Genomic DNA, 18,794 nt, shown 5'->3' with positions numbered 1-18,794 from the left:
AAGATGTTTGCTAAAATTAAAAGATTAAACATTAGAAACAAGATGCTGCTCGGATATTTAGCGCCAGCAGCTATATACTTAGGCTTGCCCGTATTAGTTCTCGGTACAGCAAATCAGGTGTTTAACACTTTCCAAGAAAGGGAAAAGGTAGAATCTGCAATCGGAGAAGCAAGTAATATGTCTGTCGGCGCACAGCAAATGGTACTGGGGATGCGCGGGTATTTAGTTAATAAAAATCAGCAATTTTTAACAGATTTTAGAACGGGTGTAGAGTTGGCTCGCCAGTCAGCGAACAACGTAGAGCAGAGCGTTAAAAATCCCGACCAAAAAAAACGTTTGCAAAGAATGCTGGAGCTAGTCAACGCATATTACGATGATTCTAACGAAATTGTCCGCTTGTTTCAAACAAATCAGAGAGCAGAAGCCCTGGCTTTATTTAATACAGCCAAGTACGCAAAATTTGTGAATGAATTTGGGGAAGTGAACCGGGAATTTAGGGAAACCGAATTAAATAAGATCCAGCAAACAACGCAAAGCACGAAGGCAGCTTTAAGCTTTTTAGTATCGACACTGGTGATAGGTTCGCTGCTGTTATTGCTGTTGGGTGCGACTGTTGCTTGGCTGATTTCGTCAGGAATTGCTGGAACTATCGATCGCGCAATTAGCTCGATCGCCGCTTCTTCCGCCCAGATTGCAGCCACAGTTGAAGAACAGGAACGCATGGCAAGCCAGCAAGCAGCTTCAGTCAATCAAACCACGACAACAATGGACGAATTGGGCGCATCTTCTAGGGCTACTTCACAGCAGATAGAAACCGCCGCATTTGAAGCAATGCAAGCTTTAAATTTAGCTGGAACAGGTACAAAAGCTGTCGAACAAACTTTAGAAGCAATGGCAACGCTGAAAACAAAAGTGCAGGATATGCAAGGGCAAATTATGCAGTTGAGCGAGCAAACCGATCGCATTGGCAATATCTCGACTGTAGTTAGCGATTTGGCAAATCAGACTAATATGTTAGCGCTAAATGCTGCCGTGGAAGCCGTGCGGGCGGGCGAACACGGCAAAGGCTTCGGCGTTGTCGCCTCAGAAATTCGCAAACTTGCCGATCGCAGTAAAAAATCTGCCACGCAAATTAATCTCTTAGTTGCTGATATTCAGAAGGCGATTAACTCAACAGTAATGGTGACAGATGAAGGAACTAAAACTGTAGACTTTGGCGTACATATTGCCTCAGAAACCGCAGCAGCCTTTGCTGGAGTGGCTGATGCAATTAACAACGTGGTTTTGACCTCTCAGCAAATTTCGCTGAATGCCAAACAGCAAGCAATCGCGATCGAACAAGTGGTGGAAGCAATGAACTCTCTCAACCAAGCCGCAGCACAAACCGCTTGCGGTATCACTCAAACTAAAGTCGGCACTCAAAAATTAAACGAAGCTGCTTTAGATTTAAAAGCCGTTGTTTAGAACAGTTATCAGTAATGATATAGCATTTCTCACAAAGATGAGGTGCTCTCGCGGGCATGGGGGATCGGGCATAGGGCATCGGGCATCGGGCATCGGGCATCGGGCATCGGGCATACCTCACAACGCGATCGAACCGCTATAGTTATTAAATAAATGCAACTGCAAACAAGCTCGAAACTCGGATACCAATCGGTAATTGTTAAATCTCACATCTCAAATCCAATGAGTTATCAGTTATGAGAGTTTTTCAACAAAATGCAACCGCAGGCCCGCGATTCTAATCTCCAGCCTCGCGAGACATTTCCAACAAGTCTCGCTTGCCAGCTCTTTACAGGCTGTTTAGGAGTCGTCTATTAGTGATTCCCCAATTCTAAAATCTAAAATCTAAAATCTAAAATGGTCTGAGTTATCAGTTATGATTAAAAAAAGTAAAAATTGGTCTTTGAGAATTAAAGCGATTGTTTTTGCGATCGCCCTCAGTACGATCCCAGTTATATTGACAGGAGCGATGACTTATTTATTTGCCACCGAGAACCTGACTAACTGCGTAATTAAGTACCAAGAATCGCGGGCGATCTCTACAGCAAATGAAGTCAGCAACTTTCTGTTTGAACGCTACCTAGACGTTAAGGAACTAGCTAATTTAGGTATACTGAACGACCCCAGAGTCAGCAAAACCACATCAACCAGTCAAAAACAAGCTCTGTTAGATAAATATGTAAAACAAGGGGAAGGCTACGACAGTATTGCAGTCGCAGACCTCCAGGGGAATACTATTTTGCAATCGAGCGGAGAACCCATTACAGATTTAGGAAAACGCGAATATTTTCAGGAAGTAATTAAAACTAATCGTCCTACAATTGTGCAGCCCAGGAAGTCATTTATTACTGGCGACTACGCCATTTTTGCTGCTGCACCGGTTGTCGATATCAATACAGGAAAAACTATCGCCGTCATCAGAACTCGCACGCCTACAACTTATTTAGAGCAGAATTTTGACGAAAGCCAAGATAAATTAACCCAATCTTCGGAGGAATTTAAAAAAGAGGAATACCTTTTGATTGATGGCAATGGCAAGTTTTTTTTAGCAACAGAAAATCATGATGTGAGCAGAGATGCACGGTTAGAATTTACTATTTTTCAAAAAATGCAAGCCGAGAAAAAAGTCAACAGTGACATAAGTATCAATCGCATTGATAGCTCTAAGCAACTGATTACTTACGCTCCTATTGAAACCTCAAAAAATCAGCCAGCATTGGGTTGGAGCGTGATTATTGCCAACGATACAAAAGATGTATTTGCTCCGCAAAAAGAGCTGCTGTATGCTCTGATGACAGGAGTTGGAATCACTGCTGCTGTTGTGAGCGCGATCGCCACTTTTTTTGCAACTCGAACTACTCGCTCGGTAAATGAAATTGTGCGGGCGATCGCCTCTTCTTCCTCGCAAATTGCTGTCACCGTGGAACAGCAAGAACGCATCGCCAGCCAACAACTATATGCTGTCGATCGAACTGCGACTACAATGGAGGAATTGAGCGAATCAAGCAAAGCTTGTGCCTCACAAGCCGAAGCGGCTGCTTCCGGGGCGGCACAAGCCCTTAAACTCACAGCAGCAGGCAGTCAAGCTGTAGACAATACCTTGAAAGAAATAGCAACTTTGGCAGAAAATGTTGGAGCCATTCAAAAGCAAATTTTGCGTTTGAGCGAGCAAACCGATCGCATTGGCAATATCTCCAGCTTAGTCAGCGATTTAGCAAACCAAACAAATATGCTCGCCATCAACGCTGCTGTCGAAGCAGTTAGAGCCGGTGAAAGCGGCAAAGGATTTGCTGTTGTTGCCAGCGAGATTCGCAAATTAGCAGATCGCAGTAAAGAATCTGCTAGCAAGATTAATGCTTTAGTTGCAGACATCCATAAAGCGATTATTTCGACAACAATAGTGACTGATGACGGCACAAAAACCGTAGAAAATGGAGTTGAAATTGCCCGAAAAGCCTCCGACGCATTTGCTGGAGTAGCCGAGGCGATCGATCGCATTGTTTTGAACAGCAAACAAATTTCTTTTACTGCAAGAAACCAGGCGATCGCCATTGAGGATGTAGTTGAAGCCGTCAACTCTCTTAACCTCGCCGCTCAGGAAACTGCCTCCGGCATTTCTCAAGTCAAACTAGGCATTTCTCAACTCGATCGAGCCGCCCAAAACTTAAAATCTGTAGTGTAGTCAGTAGTCAGTAGTCATTAGTCATCAGTCATTAGTCATTAGTCATTAGTCTGTTGGCAGTTGGCAGTTGTAACAACAGTCAACAGTCAACAGACAGCAGCCAACACTCAGTAGGGGCGGTGGATGGTGCGGGCCCGCCCTCAACAGCCAACAGTCAGCAGTCATTAGTCATTAGTCATTAGTCATTTGCTAGCAATGCCCAATTCCCTGCGCGGGCCTGCACGGGCCAATTCCCAATGCCCAATGCCCAATGCCCAATGCCCAATGACCAATTCCCAATGACCAATTCCCAATTCCCTGCGCGGGCCGATTGTCAATTACCCAAAAATACATATGATTGAAGACGAAGAACTCCGAGATGTATTTAAAATTGCTAGTGAAGAACACTTGCAGAAACTAGACGAGGGATTTCTGTACTTGGAACAACACCCGGAGGACTCAGCTAAGTTAGAAGAATTGCTGCGGGAAACCCATTCTCTTAAAGGCGATGCTGGGATGCTGGGCGTAAAAAATGTAGCATCTTTAGCTCATCAAATAGAGCATATTTTGGGGGGTGTCAAGCGGGGAGAAACTCAACTAAATCGAGATATTAGCGATCGGCTTTCGCAAGCTTTAGAAGCCATCCGCAAACTCGTTGACGAAGCCGTCACGGGTGAAGATTCCGGTATTAATACGTTTTACGTCCTCGCTAACATGATGGGCGCTTCTAACAAGCCCCAGCCAGCCGCCCCGACAGTAGAGCAATCATCTTCACTACCAGAACAAGAATTAGTAAAAATGCAATTTACTGATTCAGAAACTGCGCCACCAGAAACAAACAGTGAAACTTCTTCTGAAGCTAATTTAGACAATAATTACTCTTTTGCCAGTCTGCAATCCGAACAGGAATTGCTGCGACAAGCTCAAAACTTGCCTGCAGCTTCTCAACCCGCTGTGTCAGCGGCTTTCCAACCCACTGTTAGCGGTTTTTCTAGTTCGTCTTACCGCATCGAAACCATTCGCGTTGCTACCCAAAATTTAGACCAATTAATGACTCAAACAGGGGAACTTTCTGTTACGAAAACTCGGCTGATATACCGACTTGCCGATATAGAAAAATTGAGTAATTTGTGGGAGAGTTGGAGCCGAGAAGCTTTTATTAATCGGTTAATTTTTTCTCAGATAGAAACCGATATAAATGGTTTTCAACAAAACGCGGTTGTAATGCAGTTACAGAATTATTACCAGCGTACAGAAGAACGTTTAGAACGTCTGGGAACTCTAGTAAATCGCTTGAAAAATCGAGTTTATGAAGATACTGCAAGACTAGAATTAATTGCGGAGGAATTACAGTCAGGAATTCGCACTCTCAGACTGCTGCCTTTGTCTACTATTTTTAATTTATTTACGCGGTTGGTTAAAGACTTGGCGAAGCGCGAAGGGAAAGAAGTTGAATTAGTCATTGAAGGTGGTGAAACTAAAGCTGATAAACGCATTTTAGAAGAGATGAAAGACCCTTTGATGCACATGATTCGGAATGCGATCGACCACGGCATCGAAACGGCCGCCGATCGCAAAAAGCTCGGCAAACCTGCTGCCGCTACTCTCCGAATTAAAGGCTACCAGACTGGTAGCAATATTATCATTGAAGTTGCTGATGATGGTAGGGGGCTGAATGTCGATCGCATTAAACAAACTGCTGTCAAACGCAACATCTGCACGCCGGAAGAACTCGGTACTATGACAGAAAACCAAATTCAAGCGCTGATTTTTGCTCCGGGTTTTTCTACCAGAACATTTGTTACTGAAATATCGGGACGAGGGGTGGGTTTAGATGTAGTGCGGACTAATGTTGAAGCACTAAAAGGCAGCATTCAAGTTGAATCCGCATCAGGAAAAGGATGTACGTTCCGGCTGCAACTGAGCACGTCGCTAGCTACTGCGAATGTATTGATTGTAGCAGTTGATGGGATTGCTTACGCGCTGCCGATTGAGTTTGTGGAAACTGCTAAAATGGTTGCTTGTTCTGATATTTTTGCCATAGAAGGTAAGGCAACTATACTTTCTGACGGTCGGCCGCTATCAGTTGCTTATTTAACAGATTTACTGGAATTAAATAATATAGAATGGCTGCCTAAGAATCGGGAATGGAGACAGGAAAGTTGGAGAACAGTAAGCTGCACAATAGAGGGAAAATTCAACAATTCAAATTCTCCTAAAATGTCTTGTATTGTTTTGAAAGTTGGTGAGGAAAGATTGGGATTATTTATAGATGCTTTGATTGACGAACAGGATGTGGTGATTAAACCTCAAAGTTTATTGCTGAAACGGGTGCGAAATGTTTCAGGTGCAACGATTCTGGGGACGGGGGAAGTTTGTATGGTGCTCAATCCCCACGATTTGATAAAATCTGTACGCAAGCAAGTTTTTTCGCGCGGGGTTGGGAGTGGGCGATCGCCCGTTGAGACAGTCAGGCGCAAACAAGTTATACTTTTAGCAGAAGATTCGATCGCTACCCGCACTCAAGAAAAGCGCATCCTCGAAGGTGCAGGTTATGAAGTAGTGACAGCAGTAGACGGATTGGATGCTTTCAATAAATTAAAAACTCGCTATTTTGATGCTGTGATTTCTGACGTACAAATGCCGAATTTGGACGGTTTGGGACTGACTGTTAAAATTCGCCAGCAAAAAGAATACAGTGAGTTGCCGATTATTCTGGTAACATCTTTGGCATCGGATGAAGATAGAAAAAGAGGGGCTGATGCCGGGGCTAATGCTTATATTCCTAAAGGTACGTTCAATCAAGATGTATTGGTCGAAACTTTGAAAAGGTTAGTTTAATTGTAGAAGGGGAAGGGGAAGGAAGAGGGGGAGAGTGGGAGAGTGGGAGAGTGGGAGAGACGGCTACCAATTCCCAATTCCCAATCCCTCCGCTTCGCGCTCGCCCAATTCCCAATTATCCATTCCCAATTATCCATTCCCAATTATCCATTCCCAATTACTTAAAAAATTCATGTCTTCGCCCATAAAAGTATTGTTAGTAGAAGATTCGCCTGTAGCTACGATCGTTCTCAAGCGCATTTTGAATAGTTCGCCAGAAATCCAAGTAGTAGGAACCGCTTGCAACGGGTTAGAAGCACTCGAATTAATCCCAAAGCTTCAGCCGCAAGTAATCTGTACAGATTTGAACATGGCACAAATGAACGGGTTAGAATTTACGCAGGAAGTGATGAAGAAGTACCCGCGACCGATTTTAATAATTAGTGCTTCTGTCCAAGCAAATGATACTCAAAATGTATTTGAACTTATGAAAGCAGGTGCATTAGATGTTTTTCCGAAACCGATTGGCGGGTTGGCGTCAGATTACGATCGCCTCGCGAATGAATTAATTGCTAAAGTTAAAGTTTTGTCGGGAGTGAAAGTATTTACGCGGCATCAAAGGCTGGGATTAATCGAAAAAAGCGATCGCCCGATCCCAAAAATTAATCAACTATCAATGCACAATTACCAATTATCCAGCGGAAATCTCAAGTCTCAAACTATCAAGTTACTGGCTGTCGGCGCATCTACAGGCGGGCCGCAAGCGCTGCAGTCGATTATTTCGCAGTTTCCAGCTAATTTGCCAGTACCTGTAATTTGCATCCAACATATCAGTGAAGGATTTTTGCGGGGATTGGTTGACTGGTTGGGTTGTGAATCTAAACTACCTGTGAAAATAGCTGGTTTGGGGGAATTTCCCCAAGCTGGTACTGTTTATTTTCCGCCGGAAAAACGTCATTTAGAATTGAATTCTCAAGGGCGATTTATGTATTCTGAAGCTGCTGGTGAAGCGGGACACTGCCCCTCTGTAACGGTAACATTTAAGTCAGTTGCTAATTTTTACGGTCGGGCGGCTGCGGGAGTTTTACTAACAGGAATGGGTCGAGACGGTGCGGAGGGTATGCTGGCGATCGCCCGAGGAGGCGGTTTGACAATTGCTCAAGATGAAGGCAGTTGCGTTGTTTTCGGAATGCCGAAGGAGGCGATCGCCCTGGGTGCGGCCCAACACATTTTACCCGTCAGCGCGATCGCTCCTCTGCTGTTGGCGAAACTAAAAGTTTAGGATTTTGGGATTTTATGATTTGAGAGTGATAAACTTACCAATAACTTCGCGCAACTTTTCAGCATCAAAGGGCTTAGTTAAATACTCGGTTGCTCCCGCCAAACGGCCCTGCACCTTATCAAATGCTCCATCTCTGGCTGTCAGCATGACGATCGGCAAATTTTGAAATTGAGGCAAGCTTCGCACCGTGCGGCAGAGTTCCAATCCGTCAATACCGGGCATCGAAACATCGAGCAACAAAACCGAAATTTGTTCGTGATAAATTGTTGACAAAGCATCGACTGCATTGTCTGTCACGAGAACTCGAAACTCTTTGCTCAAGGCTTGTTTGACAAGTCCTTGCATCACGACGCTATCATCAACTGCCAAAATAGTTGGTATTTGAGTGCTAGTTGCAGACATATTTTTCTCCGGGTTTATTTATAGTTATTGAAAATAGAAAACATAATTCCCACCCCAAAATCTATCGGCTCGAAAACAGCGATTTCCCGATCGATCGCCGATTGCAACACTTGACAAACGTGCATCCCAACCGAGAAACCCTCGACCGTCGAGTTTGACAAACTATTTTTACAAAGTTTAACATTTTGGCAATCTTTTGTACTTCATTTTTTCGCTGTAGTCGAGGTGACTGTGGCACAGCTTGGTAAACCGCACTGGTATTGTGGCACAAATTTATTATTTAAATCTACCAGCAAGCTTGCTCCCCACGATTAGATAAGTTTGTTAAGATACAATTAAACTACTAAAAAATCTACGTAAGCTATCCGCCATCGATCGATAGAAGGTGCTTCCTCCCCAGCGAGGCTCTAAAATTGATCCCCCCCCGGAAGTATTCAACAGTACATTCAAGTTGAAGTATAATTTGTAGATTCTTATATCTGCGGTGCTCTAACTCCATAACTCAAAAGTTTCAAGGTCAGTCAAGGGGTTGGTCTGAGTTTGGCGCAAGCAGCCTGCGCGCGACGCGGCGCCGACAGTCTCCCGTCACAAAATTCAGAGCTGGTTTTTCAAAGACCAGTATTGAGAAAAGCGCTTGCCAGCAACTAGATGGGCAGTTACAAATGACGAAAGCACCCTTGCCTCTTAGTAAAAAAGTATTTGAGCTGCACAACATCGACTTATATCAGCTTCTCGGCTCTGCTCCGGAGGCTTGCTTTGACGATTTGGTGGGCTTGGCAGCTCAGATGAGCCAAACTCCTATTGCTTGTTTGAGCTTGATTGACGCTAACCGTCACTGGTTGAAGTCGCAGTTAGGTATCGATCGAACTTTAACTCGCTGTTACCTGAACTTTTGCGCGGTCGCCTTCGACCAAACTCTGGCAGAATTAGCTGCGGGTTCAAACTCATTCTCGGAATTTGACCGATCAATTCCTCCACAAAAAACGTCGGTTGCTGCCGAATCTGCTTTTGTCGCACATCCTGCAAATTTCTTCAAGAAACAGCTCGCCGCCGTCATTGTCCGAGACGCTTCCACAGATGTGCGATTTGCCCAGCACCCGCTCACGGTTTCCTACCCCTCCGTGAAATTTTACGCCGGCATCCCAGTCGCCACCTCCGACGGGCAGATGCTGGGATTCCTCTGTATCGCGGACTCGATGCCGAGAAACTTGACAAAACAAACAATAGATGCAATTGAAACTTTAGCTCGGCAAGTGGCGAGTTTGGTGGAGCTGCGGTGGCAATTAGTCAAAGCCCAAAAAGAGGCAGCAGAGGTAGAACAGATCGCCTCTGACAACCGCCAAATCTTGGAGTTAGTTCGATCGAACCAGGACTTTTTCTCGGCAGTACAGACGCCAGAGAGCGACAGGAGAATATTCCGCAAAAAAAAGCTGCCGGCGATCGGAGAAACAGGTAAATCTGAATATTTGCCAGAAACTTCAGGAGGCATCGAGCGCCAGCTCGATCGCAAACTAATCCGAGAAATAGTTGCCGACTCGCTCTATGCCTCCGATCGCCCAGCAACCACAGCCCGGTTGCAGGAGCGATCGCGCGATCGAACCCTGCAAGCTAAAGTCGGTGCAGCCCTCGGAGGCGGCGGGACAATACCGATCGTCCTCAACCGCTGCACCGAGGCAATCGTAGATTACCTCGACGCAGCGGGGGCGAGCATTTGGACGTTCCACCCCCAGACAGAGCGGTTAGAATTGCAGGCCGCTTCAGGAATCTGCAGCGAACAGGGGGAACGGGAAATAGAAGATTGGGTGCGATCGGCCGGGCCGGGAAAACTCCAAACTGCTCCTGTGCTGCTGCTGTCGCTCCCGTCCCTCTGGGCCGTGGCCTATCCGCTGATTGTGGAGGAGCGACTGGTGGGAGTGATGGCTGCGCGCTGCAGCGCTGCTCCAAGCGAGGGGGCGGTAGAAGTTTTGGGGTGGACGGCTAGCTCGATTGCGGTGGCGATCGATCGCCTCAAAGCCCGAGAAGAATTGTTGAGCCGCCGGGAAGGCTTGCTGCTGAACCTAGCCAGCCAGATGCGAAATTCCCTCGACCTCGACAAAATTTTAGATACGGCTGTCAACGAAATTCGCAGCTTGTTGCAGGTTGACCAGTGCTACTTTTTGTGGTACGCGAATTCGCGTCACGGACTGCCGAGCTTTGCGATCACCCACGAGGCGGCAAATCCCGAACTCACAGAGCGGCTCGCAGAATATCCGATCGAACAAGTAACGCTGCTGGCCGAGAAAATTAGCAACCGCCAAACGCTCAGGATCGGCGACGCAACAACAGCACCCTGCATAGAGCCGCCGACGCGAGCTTTTTTGACCGGTGTCGGGATTGTTTCTAAGCTGCTGCTGCCGCTGGAGACTCGCTCCGGTCAAATGGGGGCAGTAGTTTGCAACCATTACAGCAGTCGCCGTTTCTGGGTGGAGAGCGAAGTGGAATTGCTGCAAGCGGTGGTGGAGCAACTGGCGATCGCGATCGACCAAGCCGAACTTTACGCCCAAACCCGGGCGGCAGCCTTAGCCGCTCAAACTCAAGCCCGCCAACTGACAGAGACTTTGCAGAGCTTGCAGCGCAAAGAAACTCAGCTCATCCAAAACGAAAAAATGTCCTCTCTCGGTCAAATGGTCGCCGGCGTCGCCCACGAAATTAACAATCCCGTTAATTTTATTTACGGCAACTTGACTTATTGCGAGCAGTACGTGAAAGATATCCTGGATTTGCTGCGCTTGTATCAAAAGCACTACCCGGAACCCGCGGCAGAAATTCTCAACAGAAGCGAAGAAATAGATGTTGATTTCATAGTGCCGGATTTGCTGAAAATTCTGTCTTCAATGGAGATGGGAGCCGAACGCATCCGCAACATAGTTTTGTCTCTGCGGAACTTCGCGCGGCACGACGAATCGGACATGAAGCTGGTGGACATTCACGAAGGAATTGACAGCACGCTGCTGATTTTGCAAAGCCGCTTGAAGTCCAACGGGCTGATACCGGGAATTGAGGTAATTAAAGACTACGGCGACTTGCCGAAAGTAGAGTGCTTTCCCGGACAGCTAAACCAAGTATTTATGAATATTTTGGGGAATGCGATCGACTCCGTGGAAAATCAGCCCGCACCCAAGACGATCGCCATCTCGACTGCGCTGGTGTCTCCTGACTCGGATGCTGCTGAGCCAGGAAAGTCGATCGGTAAACTTGTGGTGATTCGGATTCGCGACAGCGGGCCGGGATTGACCCAAAAAGCTAAATCCCGCTTGTTTGACCCTTTCTTTACCACTAAACCTGTGGGTAAGGGTACGGGACTCGGCTTGTCTATCAGCTACCAGATTGTGGTGGAAAAACACGGCGGCAGTTTGAAGTGTATCTCCGAAGCCGGACAGGGAGCGGAGTTTTGGATTGAAATCCCGCTGGCTCGCCCGAAGGCCCTCAAAGAATAAACTGGCGGGCGATCGGTTTCAAAAACATTTTTTTAAATTTAGTGTCAAAGTGCTTGACAAATTCTGGTGTTTCAATGTTAATATGATGAAGGTTAAGACGTTGGGGCGTCGCCAAGTGGTAAGGCAGCTGGTTTTGGTCCAGCCATTCAGAGGTTCGAATCCTTTCGCCCCAGTTAAATGGTTTTTTCGATTGTTGATGAAAGACGGCTCAAGTCGGATTCTCAGAACCAATGGATGAGGTTCGATCGTTCCGACTTCAGTCAACCTTCAACTGCTGAAGATTTGCATTCCCACACCCAAAACCAATCGATCGGGTACGATCGCACATCGCATCACTGCAAATTGCTCGGCCCGCGAGCGCTCAGCCGATCGAACACGTATCGCGAAATTGCCGGAAATGCTGTTTCGTCCTTGGAATAAGCCGGATCGTCTGCAAAAACAACTAAGATATAAATCGCGCGATCGTCCAAAGTTCTGACAAATGCCACTTCGCTGCGAGATTTGGAAGTATAGCCAACTTTGGAACCAAAATAAATATTACTTGGCAAAGACTCGCCGAGAAATCCTTTTATCGAGTTGCTAGGGTCATTTTTCCAGGCCTTGGGGTCTAAATCTCTCGTCAGCAAGTAAGCCATTTTACGGCTGGCGATGCTGGAAACCGCTTGTCTGGTATAGATTTCATAGATTAATCTGCCTGCTTGATCCGTAGTGACTTGATTGCGAATCGGCCTTGAAGCACCGCCCCGCAGTTGCAAATCGCGACCGACTGGACCTTCTTGCCTCAAATAGTATATGGGATAATTTTTGGTGCTGATACGAATATCGCTGTAGCCTGCTGACTGAAAAAATGAGTTAATTTGCTGGCGCTTTTGCAGCCATGTTTGCAACTCTTCTCCTGCGAGCCGTCCGCCGGATTTCGTATCTGTAACTTTGTCTAAAATCCTGCTGGCGGCATCATTGTTGGAGATGCCAATCATTTGTTCTAGGTCGTTTTTAAAGGCAGATTCTTTTTGCGTAATTATGCCTTTTTCTATGGCTGAGTAAAACGCTGCCATCCAAAATAACTTAGCAACGCTAGCGGGAAATCTGAGAGTTTGATTTTGATATCCGGCAAAGGTGTGAATTTTGGGATTGCTGACATCAAGCAAGGTAATTGATAGCGCTTCTGCAGGCAGTCCTTTGCTAGTAGCAATTTTCACCGATTCATCAACAATTCCTTGCAATTCTTGAGAGTAAGCTGAATTGGGAGGTGTTTTGATGTTGTAGCTGAAGCTAGGCTCGGTTTGAGGATCGACAACACTTGTCGGTGTTTGAATTGTCGGCGGCGCAAGGGCCTCTTGAGCCAAGATAACTGGCGGTTCTGGGGGACGGCGAATTCTGAAGGGTATTGTGACAATCCAACCGATCGCGATCGTCCCGGCAATTAAGCACAGGATGTTACCGTATTTTAATCGAGAAAATTTCGTCTTGACTCGGCGACGAGATGGGACGGCAAGCTGGCTGCTTTGGCGTCGCGGCTTGATTTGGCTTCGGCGCCCTATAGGGCCTTGGGGCTGTACGGGGCGTTGGGGAGCGATTGGGCGCGGGCGGCGTCGGCGGTCTATTTGCATTACAGTGTTGTGGTATCAAACTCGCACGATCAGTTTATAATAGGGCGGCGTCTAAATGACAAGGGTGTCGATCGAGTCCGAGAAATTGCCAATTCGATCGGGCCTGCTAGGCTGATTGAGGATTCTAGTAATTGTAAAGATTTCAGGATAGCACTTTGTTGAAGCAAAATCCTTTGAAAAACATGAGAAATTTTTGGAGTTGGGTTGTTTTGGGATTTGCGATCGCCAGTGCGAATAATTCTTTGATACCTGATATTTTGGCATTTCAGTCTCAACCTGCTGTCGCTGCTGTCGATCGGCAAACCAAAGCACGGGGCGCGGATGCAGCCGCCCAGTTGACGGGGAAAACAGAAAATCCCGAAACCACAAACCAGCCGGCTGTTTCCAGTTTTCCGAGTCTGTTTTGGGAACTCAACAATTTACCTAAAATTTCCTATTCCCAATTGCTAGAAGTGCTGGCTAGACGAGCATACTCAGACAATTATGCCAGAGAAAACGCTGCACAACCGGAAGATATAGCACGTTTTGAAAAGATTGTACAGTATGCAAAACAGCAAAATTTCCCCGATCGCCCGATCGGAGAAATCGTCCAGGCGATCGCCGATAACTTCCTAGGATTGCCCTACGCCGCGGGTTTGCTGGACAAATCCGGCGAAGAAAAGTTGATTGTAACGTTGAATAAATTTGATTGCGTTTTGTTTGTAGAAACCGTTTTGGCTATTTCGCGAGGCGTAGCAGTCAAAGATTACGACTATCAAAACTTTGTAAATCGCATAGAAGAACAGCGGTATTTAAACGGTAAAATCAACGGTTATTGCAGCAGGCTGCACTATTTTTCCGAATGGATTAACGACAATCAAAAACGGCAAACAGTAGAAAACATCACCGCTAAGTTGGGCGGAATGCCCATGAATAAAACACTAAATTTCATGAGCCAGCACCGCAGCAGTTACCCGCAAATGGTCAAAGACGAAGCAACTTATCAGTGCATAGTCAACCAAGAAGCAGACTTAGCCAAAACAGCGGTTAATTACATCCCGACAAATCGGATAAAAAGTATTTATTCTCAATTAAAACCCGGAGATATTATAGCAGTAGCCACGGATGTTAAAGGATTGGATGTCACCCACACGGGTTTTGTGTACAGGAATGCAGACGGGAATCTGGGTTTAATTCACGCTTCGCCGGCTGGGGCTGTGACAGTTGCTTACGACTTGCAAAGATATATTAGCAGAGTCGAAAGCGCGATCGGCATAGTAGTCGCTAGGGCGATCGATCCCAGATCGAGATGATATGTGAGGTTATCAACAGAAAATACTAAAGCCCTTACTACAAACCTGCTATCACAAAAAGGATTTGCATTTCTCAAAAGCGAATTTGTTAGGATTTTTTGTGTTTTTTCATAATTTTATGCTTTAGAAAAACAACCAAAACCAGTTTAAATACATCCCAAAATATACCAAACAAAATCCTCTGCAAGCCAAGCCACTACCGATAAATAGACTACCGAATAATGTAGCCGCAATCCATCCCACCATCAAGCTTTACTTTAGATATGAACTGAAATAATTGTCTCTTGCTTCTGAAAGGGAGATGATATCAAATCCGTCAGCATCGGAATAGTAAATTCACTATTGACTGTTGACAGTTAACAGTTAACAGTTAACAGTTAACAGTTAACATCATGTATGAGTGCAACCGGAATTGATATAATTTCAGGCCTGAGAGCGATCGGCATTTCATCCTAATTTCATAATTGCGTGCAATTCTAGAGAAGTAAACCAATTTGGAGTATCTCAGGTAGCAACATTTTCTTTCGCTACTCTATCTCTAGTCTCAATGAAATGAGCGTTATTCAACTTCTTTGCAAAGATAGAATCTTCATTTCTTCTATTTAAACTCCTTGCTATTGGCAGGTTCCCAAACGTTTGCTGCACCGCTCTTCAAAACTATGTAATTCGGTTCCACCGTTATGCTGCTGACGCAAGGATTCTAAGTCAAATCATCCATCCTCTCAACCACTATTCACTATTTCATCTAGTAAACGACATGGACAATACTTTCATTGCAACTTATTTTGATTGGGATCACCGGACTCCACGCAAACGCCATCGCTTGGCTAATCGGGTATTGAATAAATTGCGCTTGAACGGTCAAGTTATTCCAAAATCACCTGACATGGCAACTGTAGAAGCTCGAATGAATATTTTTCATTTAGCAAGCCAAACAGCAGCATACAAAGTAGCTGGTGATGTTGTCGAAGTCGGTTGTAATGCCGGCGAAAGCTCGATTGCGATCAAAAAAGTTCTGAATGAGTATGCGCCGGAGAAACAATTTCATGTGTTCGACAGCTTTGAAGGGCTTCCAAAACTACAAGAAGACGATATTAAAGATGGAATATACGCTCAAGGTTCGATGACAGCTAAACTCGACAGATTCAAAAAGAATTTTTCCGATGTTGGACTGGAGCTACCACATATTCATAAAGGATGGTTCGAGGATACTGTTCCTTCATGCCTTCCAGATCGGATCAGCTTTGCAATTGTGGACGGCGATATATATAGCTCTACTAAATATGTACTGCCCCATGTTTACGAGCGTCTAACGCCAGGAGCTATTTGCTTATTTGGCATTTATTATGATGAAAAGGTGTTTTCACGTCCATATACTGCTGAGCCATTCAAATCGCCTGGTGTAAAACGTGCTTGTGACGAGTTTTTTGCAGACAAGCCTGAAAAAGTCTCTGTACTCTATGCTTGTGAGTATTCCAACGGCTATTTTCGCAAGCTGTAGAGATAGAGCAGTTTGATAGGAATAATTTGGTGTTTCTATCGTTAGAGTGTTTCATCACCTTCGTAAACAGGGAACTCCTCGGAATTGGGCGATCGGTAATAAATCTTGTTTATTGCCGATCGCCAACACCTAATAATGACGCAAATCCGTCCATTGCATCCCTAAGCGGGCTGGGTGCTCGTGGCGCACCTTACGATACTTATACCAATTTCCTAAAGTAGCGCTAGACATTACCCCCCCAACCCCCCCTTATTTCGGGGGGGAGTGGGGGGGGTAGTACCACATCTTTAGAAAAATGGTATTAACAATCAAGGACGAAACTCCTGACTACAACCAAATTAATTGACAATTTCGTTGCGAGATACCTTGCTCTTTCTAGCAGGATTTGGCGTTAATTCCGCCGGTGAGGCTTGAACAGTTCCCCAATCGTTCAAAAAGCTTTTCAGCAAAACCTCTTGCTGAGTGCGGAATTCCTCGACATTTGCCCCTCGATTCATAATAACAAACCATACTGTTTCCTGTTTTTGAGTTGGCAGCGCTCCGCCCAAAGCGCTAACATTATCCAACGTACCAGATTTGACTACTGCTAATTTTGGCAGCGGTCGCTCAGAGAGGATTCCTTCATCTTTTCCAACTACAGTTAAGACATCAGCAACTGTCATGCTGTAAGGTTTAAGATAGCCTTCTAAAGCTATAAACAACGCACAAGCAGCGCGGGGAGAAATACGGTTATCTTCGCTCAATCCCGAACCGTTGACGAGTTGAATTTCGGCGGGAGGAACTCCAGTTGCTGCTGCTGCTTTTTGTGCGACTGTTTTCGCGCCGCCTACACTATCAGCCAGCATATCTGCCATCAGGTTGTTGCTGTACTGATTCATTTTTTTGATCAGTTCGGCGAGGGGCAAAGAATAATGTTTGACTAAAGGCGCGCTGGTGGGAGGTGCTGCCCCAACTTTGACAGTACCGTCAATTACTATTTGAGGTTTTGGGGTATTTGGAGCTAGTGTTTGATACTGGGCGGCGGCTTCGCTGGGCCAGTTTTGACTGTTGAATGCTTGTTTGAGCAATTCTCCTGATTTGAGGGGATTTAATTCAAAGTTCATGTAAAATTTATCGACAATTATCAAACTGCCAGTGATGCGCTTGATGCCTTTTTGATTTAAGGTGTTACCGAGGGCGATCGCCTCTTCCCAAACAAACAAAGGATCTTCGCTACCCTGAATAATTAAATCGCCTTTTAATACGCCGTTTTCGATCGTCCCGTCGGTACTAATTAAAGTAATAAATTGATGTTCCGGCCCGAATTCTTGCAGGGCTACCAGAGATGTTGCTACTTTGGTAATGGATGCGGCCGACAGAGGAACGGTACCTTGATGGTTGGCTAGCAAAGTATTACCCGATTGCATCCAGATTCCTTGGTCTTCTTTGACAAAACCTCGGGCTGTCAAGCCGTTGAGATATTGCTGGATTTTGGTATTTGTGGCGGTTTCGGGATTGTTGACAGAGACTGTTAACGGCTGACTCGGTTTAACAGGCGGCGGGGAAGATTCGGCTACAGGAGAGGGAGTTGCAAGTTGGGGTGATTCCGTAGCGGCACATCCGGCGATAATTGTGAGAAGGGCGATCGAACTTACAGCAGTCAAGTAGCGATTTTTCAGCATTACCTTAAATTTTTCCATCAAATTGACCATTCATCTTGCGGCACACCCGATGGCAAGTTTAGCATTAGCTGCGCGTTTTGGAGCATCCGCATCTGCGTTACCAGAATTGTGAACCGCTGACCCATGAATGGTGCTAGTCTCGATCGAGCAAGTATGGCAGGAACCACCATGCCCGATGGTCGGAAAAACCAATAATATTAAATTCGTCATTCCTGACAGCTAGCTATATTAACCGCCATGCAATTAAAGCTGCTGTCTTACCTTTAGCCACTATCGGTTCGCAAGGTTCAACCCTTAGATTTTGTGACATCCTTTGATAAACAGCATCAGAAATAGTAATCGCACCACCAGGCGTGGCACTTTCTAAGCGTTTTGCTGTATTGACAACATCACCAATCACCGTATAAGTCCGAACATCTGCACCGCCAAATAGCCCTTCAATAACGCTCCCGCAATGCACTCCGCATCCCGCACCAATTCCATATAATTCAAGCATTTCTAAAGCAGCTTTACTCATAGATTTAGCCGCAGCAATTCCCTGCTGTGGCGTAGCATAAATCGCCATAATTTCATCGGCTGTAAAAGTTATTCTTAAAGGCTAAAACTTGGCTGCTGCTGGTTCAACACAACAGTAATATTCATTGAGAACCGCTGCAACTGTCTCAGAAGAAGTTTTTTCGCACCAACTTGTAAAACCGCGAATATCCATAAATAAAATCGTGCGATCGCACTTTTGAAAAGCCAAACCTGCTGGATTATTCAGCGCCGCGTCTACTACATGACTTCCCATTCCCCATTCTGCCATGTTTCCCAGTAGTTAAGCTGTTTTTTGTAACAGTTTTCTTTGTTTCAAAATCTGTACCGACTGCAACCCTAAAAGCAAACCGATAAACACCATACTCCAAGTAAGAAACTGGTGCGTTGCCGTCCGCAAAAATGTCACTATCAATTCTAAATTAGGAATGAAATATTGAGACTCAATCCCAATCACAACATAAAAAGCTACCACCATCAGAGCCCGTACCACACTTTCCGGTGGAATTAGCCAATCATCAATACCCTTAGCCCAATGGAATCGCAATCCTT

At 45.5% G+C, this 18,794-nt stretch carries 13 protein-coding genes, 1 tRNA gene and 1 pseudogene; 9 read left to right on the top strand and 6 right to left on the bottom strand.

The features are described 5' to 3' along the window. Positions 1 to 3 precede the first annotated feature (3 nt). The 5 genes from WBA89_RS16845 (at position 4) to cheB (ending at position 7,766) form a co-directional block, all read left to right on the top strand. Positions 4 to 1,464 (top strand): HAMP domain-containing methyl-accepting chemotaxis protein, encoded by a 1,461-nt coding sequence (locus WBA89_RS16845; RefSeq protein ID WP_424408330.1) that lies wholly within the window; start codon positions 4 to 6, stop codon positions 1,462 to 1,464. Between the two features lie 415 nt (positions 1,465 to 1,879). Continuing rightward, the gene (locus WBA89_RS16840; RefSeq protein ID WP_424408329.1) at positions 1,880 to 3,685 is read left to right on the top strand and encodes a methyl-accepting chemotaxis protein; all 1,806 of its coding nucleotides are present in this window, start codon (positions 1,880 to 1,882) and stop codon (positions 3,683 to 3,685) included. 53 nt (positions 3,686 to 3,738) lie between these two features. Beyond that, on the top strand, positions 3,739 to 3,867 hold the full coding sequence (locus WBA89_RS16835; RefSeq protein WP_424408328.1) for a hypothetical protein: 129 nt from the start codon (positions 3,739 to 3,741) through the stop codon (positions 3,865 to 3,867). 151 nt (positions 3,868 to 4,018) lie between these two features. Continuing rightward, positions 4,019 to 6,505 (top strand): hybrid sensor histidine kinase/response regulator, encoded by a 2,487-nt coding sequence (locus WBA89_RS16830; RefSeq protein WP_424408327.1) that lies wholly within the window; start codon positions 4,019 to 4,021, stop codon positions 6,503 to 6,505. A 172-nt stretch (positions 6,506 to 6,677) separates the two neighbouring features. Further along, positions 6,678 to 7,766: a chemotaxis-specific protein-glutamate methyltransferase CheB gene (gene cheB / locus WBA89_RS16825; protein WP_424408338.1), complete on the top strand. Its 1,089-nt coding sequence runs from the start codon at positions 6,678 to 6,680 to the stop codon at positions 7,764 to 7,766. 12 nt (positions 7,767 to 7,778) lie between these two features. Here the strand turns inward: cheB and WBA89_RS16820 are convergent, their stop codons facing one another. Continuing rightward, positions 7,779 to 8,168 carry a response regulator gene (locus tag WBA89_RS16820; RefSeq protein ID WP_424408326.1) on the bottom strand — a complete coding sequence of 130 codons (390 nt, stop codon included), beginning with the start codon at positions 8,166 to 8,168 and terminating at the stop codon, positions 7,779 to 7,781. Between the two features lie 662 nt (positions 8,169 to 8,830). Between WBA89_RS16820 and WBA89_RS16815 the strand changes: the two genes are divergently transcribed. Next, positions 8,831 to 11,644 (top strand): GAF domain-containing sensor histidine kinase, encoded by a 2,814-nt coding sequence (locus tag WBA89_RS16815; protein ID WP_424408325.1) that lies wholly within the window; start codon positions 8,831 to 8,833, stop codon positions 11,642 to 11,644. Between the two features lie 101 nt (positions 11,645 to 11,745). Then, positions 11,746 to 11,817, top strand: a tRNA-Gln gene (locus tag WBA89_RS16810). A gap of 159 nt (positions 11,818 to 11,976) precedes the next feature. Here WBA89_RS16810 and WBA89_RS16805 read toward each other — a convergent pair. Then, positions 11,977 to 13,254: a serine hydrolase gene (locus WBA89_RS16805; RefSeq protein ID WP_424408324.1), complete on the bottom strand. Its 1,278-nt coding sequence runs from the start codon at positions 13,252 to 13,254 to the stop codon at positions 11,977 to 11,979. 182 nt (positions 13,255 to 13,436) lie between these two features. Here WBA89_RS16805 and WBA89_RS16800 point away from each other — a divergent pair, with 182 nt between their 5' ends. Together WBA89_RS16800 and WBA89_RS16795 are read left to right on the top strand one after the other, a co-directional pair. After that, complete coding sequence (locus WBA89_RS16800) at positions 13,437 to 14,546, top strand: N-acetylmuramoyl-L-alanine amidase-like domain-containing protein (RefSeq protein ID WP_424408323.1); 1,110 nt, start codon at positions 13,437 to 13,439, stop codon at positions 14,544 to 14,546. A gap of 757 nt (positions 14,547 to 15,303) precedes the next feature. Continuing rightward, complete coding sequence (locus WBA89_RS16795) at positions 15,304 to 16,047, top strand: TylF/MycF/NovP-related O-methyltransferase (protein ID WP_424408322.1); 744 nt, start codon at positions 15,304 to 15,306, stop codon at positions 16,045 to 16,047. A 338-nt stretch (positions 16,048 to 16,385) separates the two neighbouring features. Here WBA89_RS16795 and WBA89_RS16790 read toward each other — a convergent pair whose 3' ends face one another. The 4 genes and pseudogenes from WBA89_RS16790 to WBA89_RS16775 form a co-directional block, all read right to left on the bottom strand. After that, entirely contained in the window at positions 16,386 to 17,738 is a 1,353-nt protein-coding gene (locus WBA89_RS16790; RefSeq protein WP_424408321.1) for a D-alanyl-D-alanine carboxypeptidase, read from the bottom strand. 193 nt (positions 17,739 to 17,931) lie between these two features. Then, entirely contained in the window at positions 17,932 to 18,273 is a 342-nt protein-coding gene (locus WBA89_RS16785) for an adenylate/guanylate cyclase domain-containing protein (protein ID WP_424408320.1), read from the bottom strand. A 33-nt stretch (positions 18,274 to 18,306) separates the two neighbouring features. Then, on the bottom strand, positions 18,307 to 18,498 hold the full coding sequence (locus tag WBA89_RS16780; RefSeq protein ID WP_424408319.1) for a hypothetical protein: 192 nt from the start codon (positions 18,496 to 18,498) through the stop codon (positions 18,307 to 18,309). Between the two features lie 27 nt (positions 18,499 to 18,525). Next, positions 18,526 to 18,794, bottom strand: a pseudogene (locus WBA89_RS16775) (adenylate/guanylate cyclase domain-containing protein); the annotation flags it as partial.

Origin of the sequence: Microcoleus sp., from assembly GCF_049646505.1 — a bacterium.
Taxonomy (GTDB): domain Bacteria; phylum Cyanobacteriota; class Cyanobacteriia; order Cyanobacteriales; family Microcoleaceae; genus Microcoleus.
This window is presented reverse-complemented; position numbering and strand designations above follow the sequence as displayed.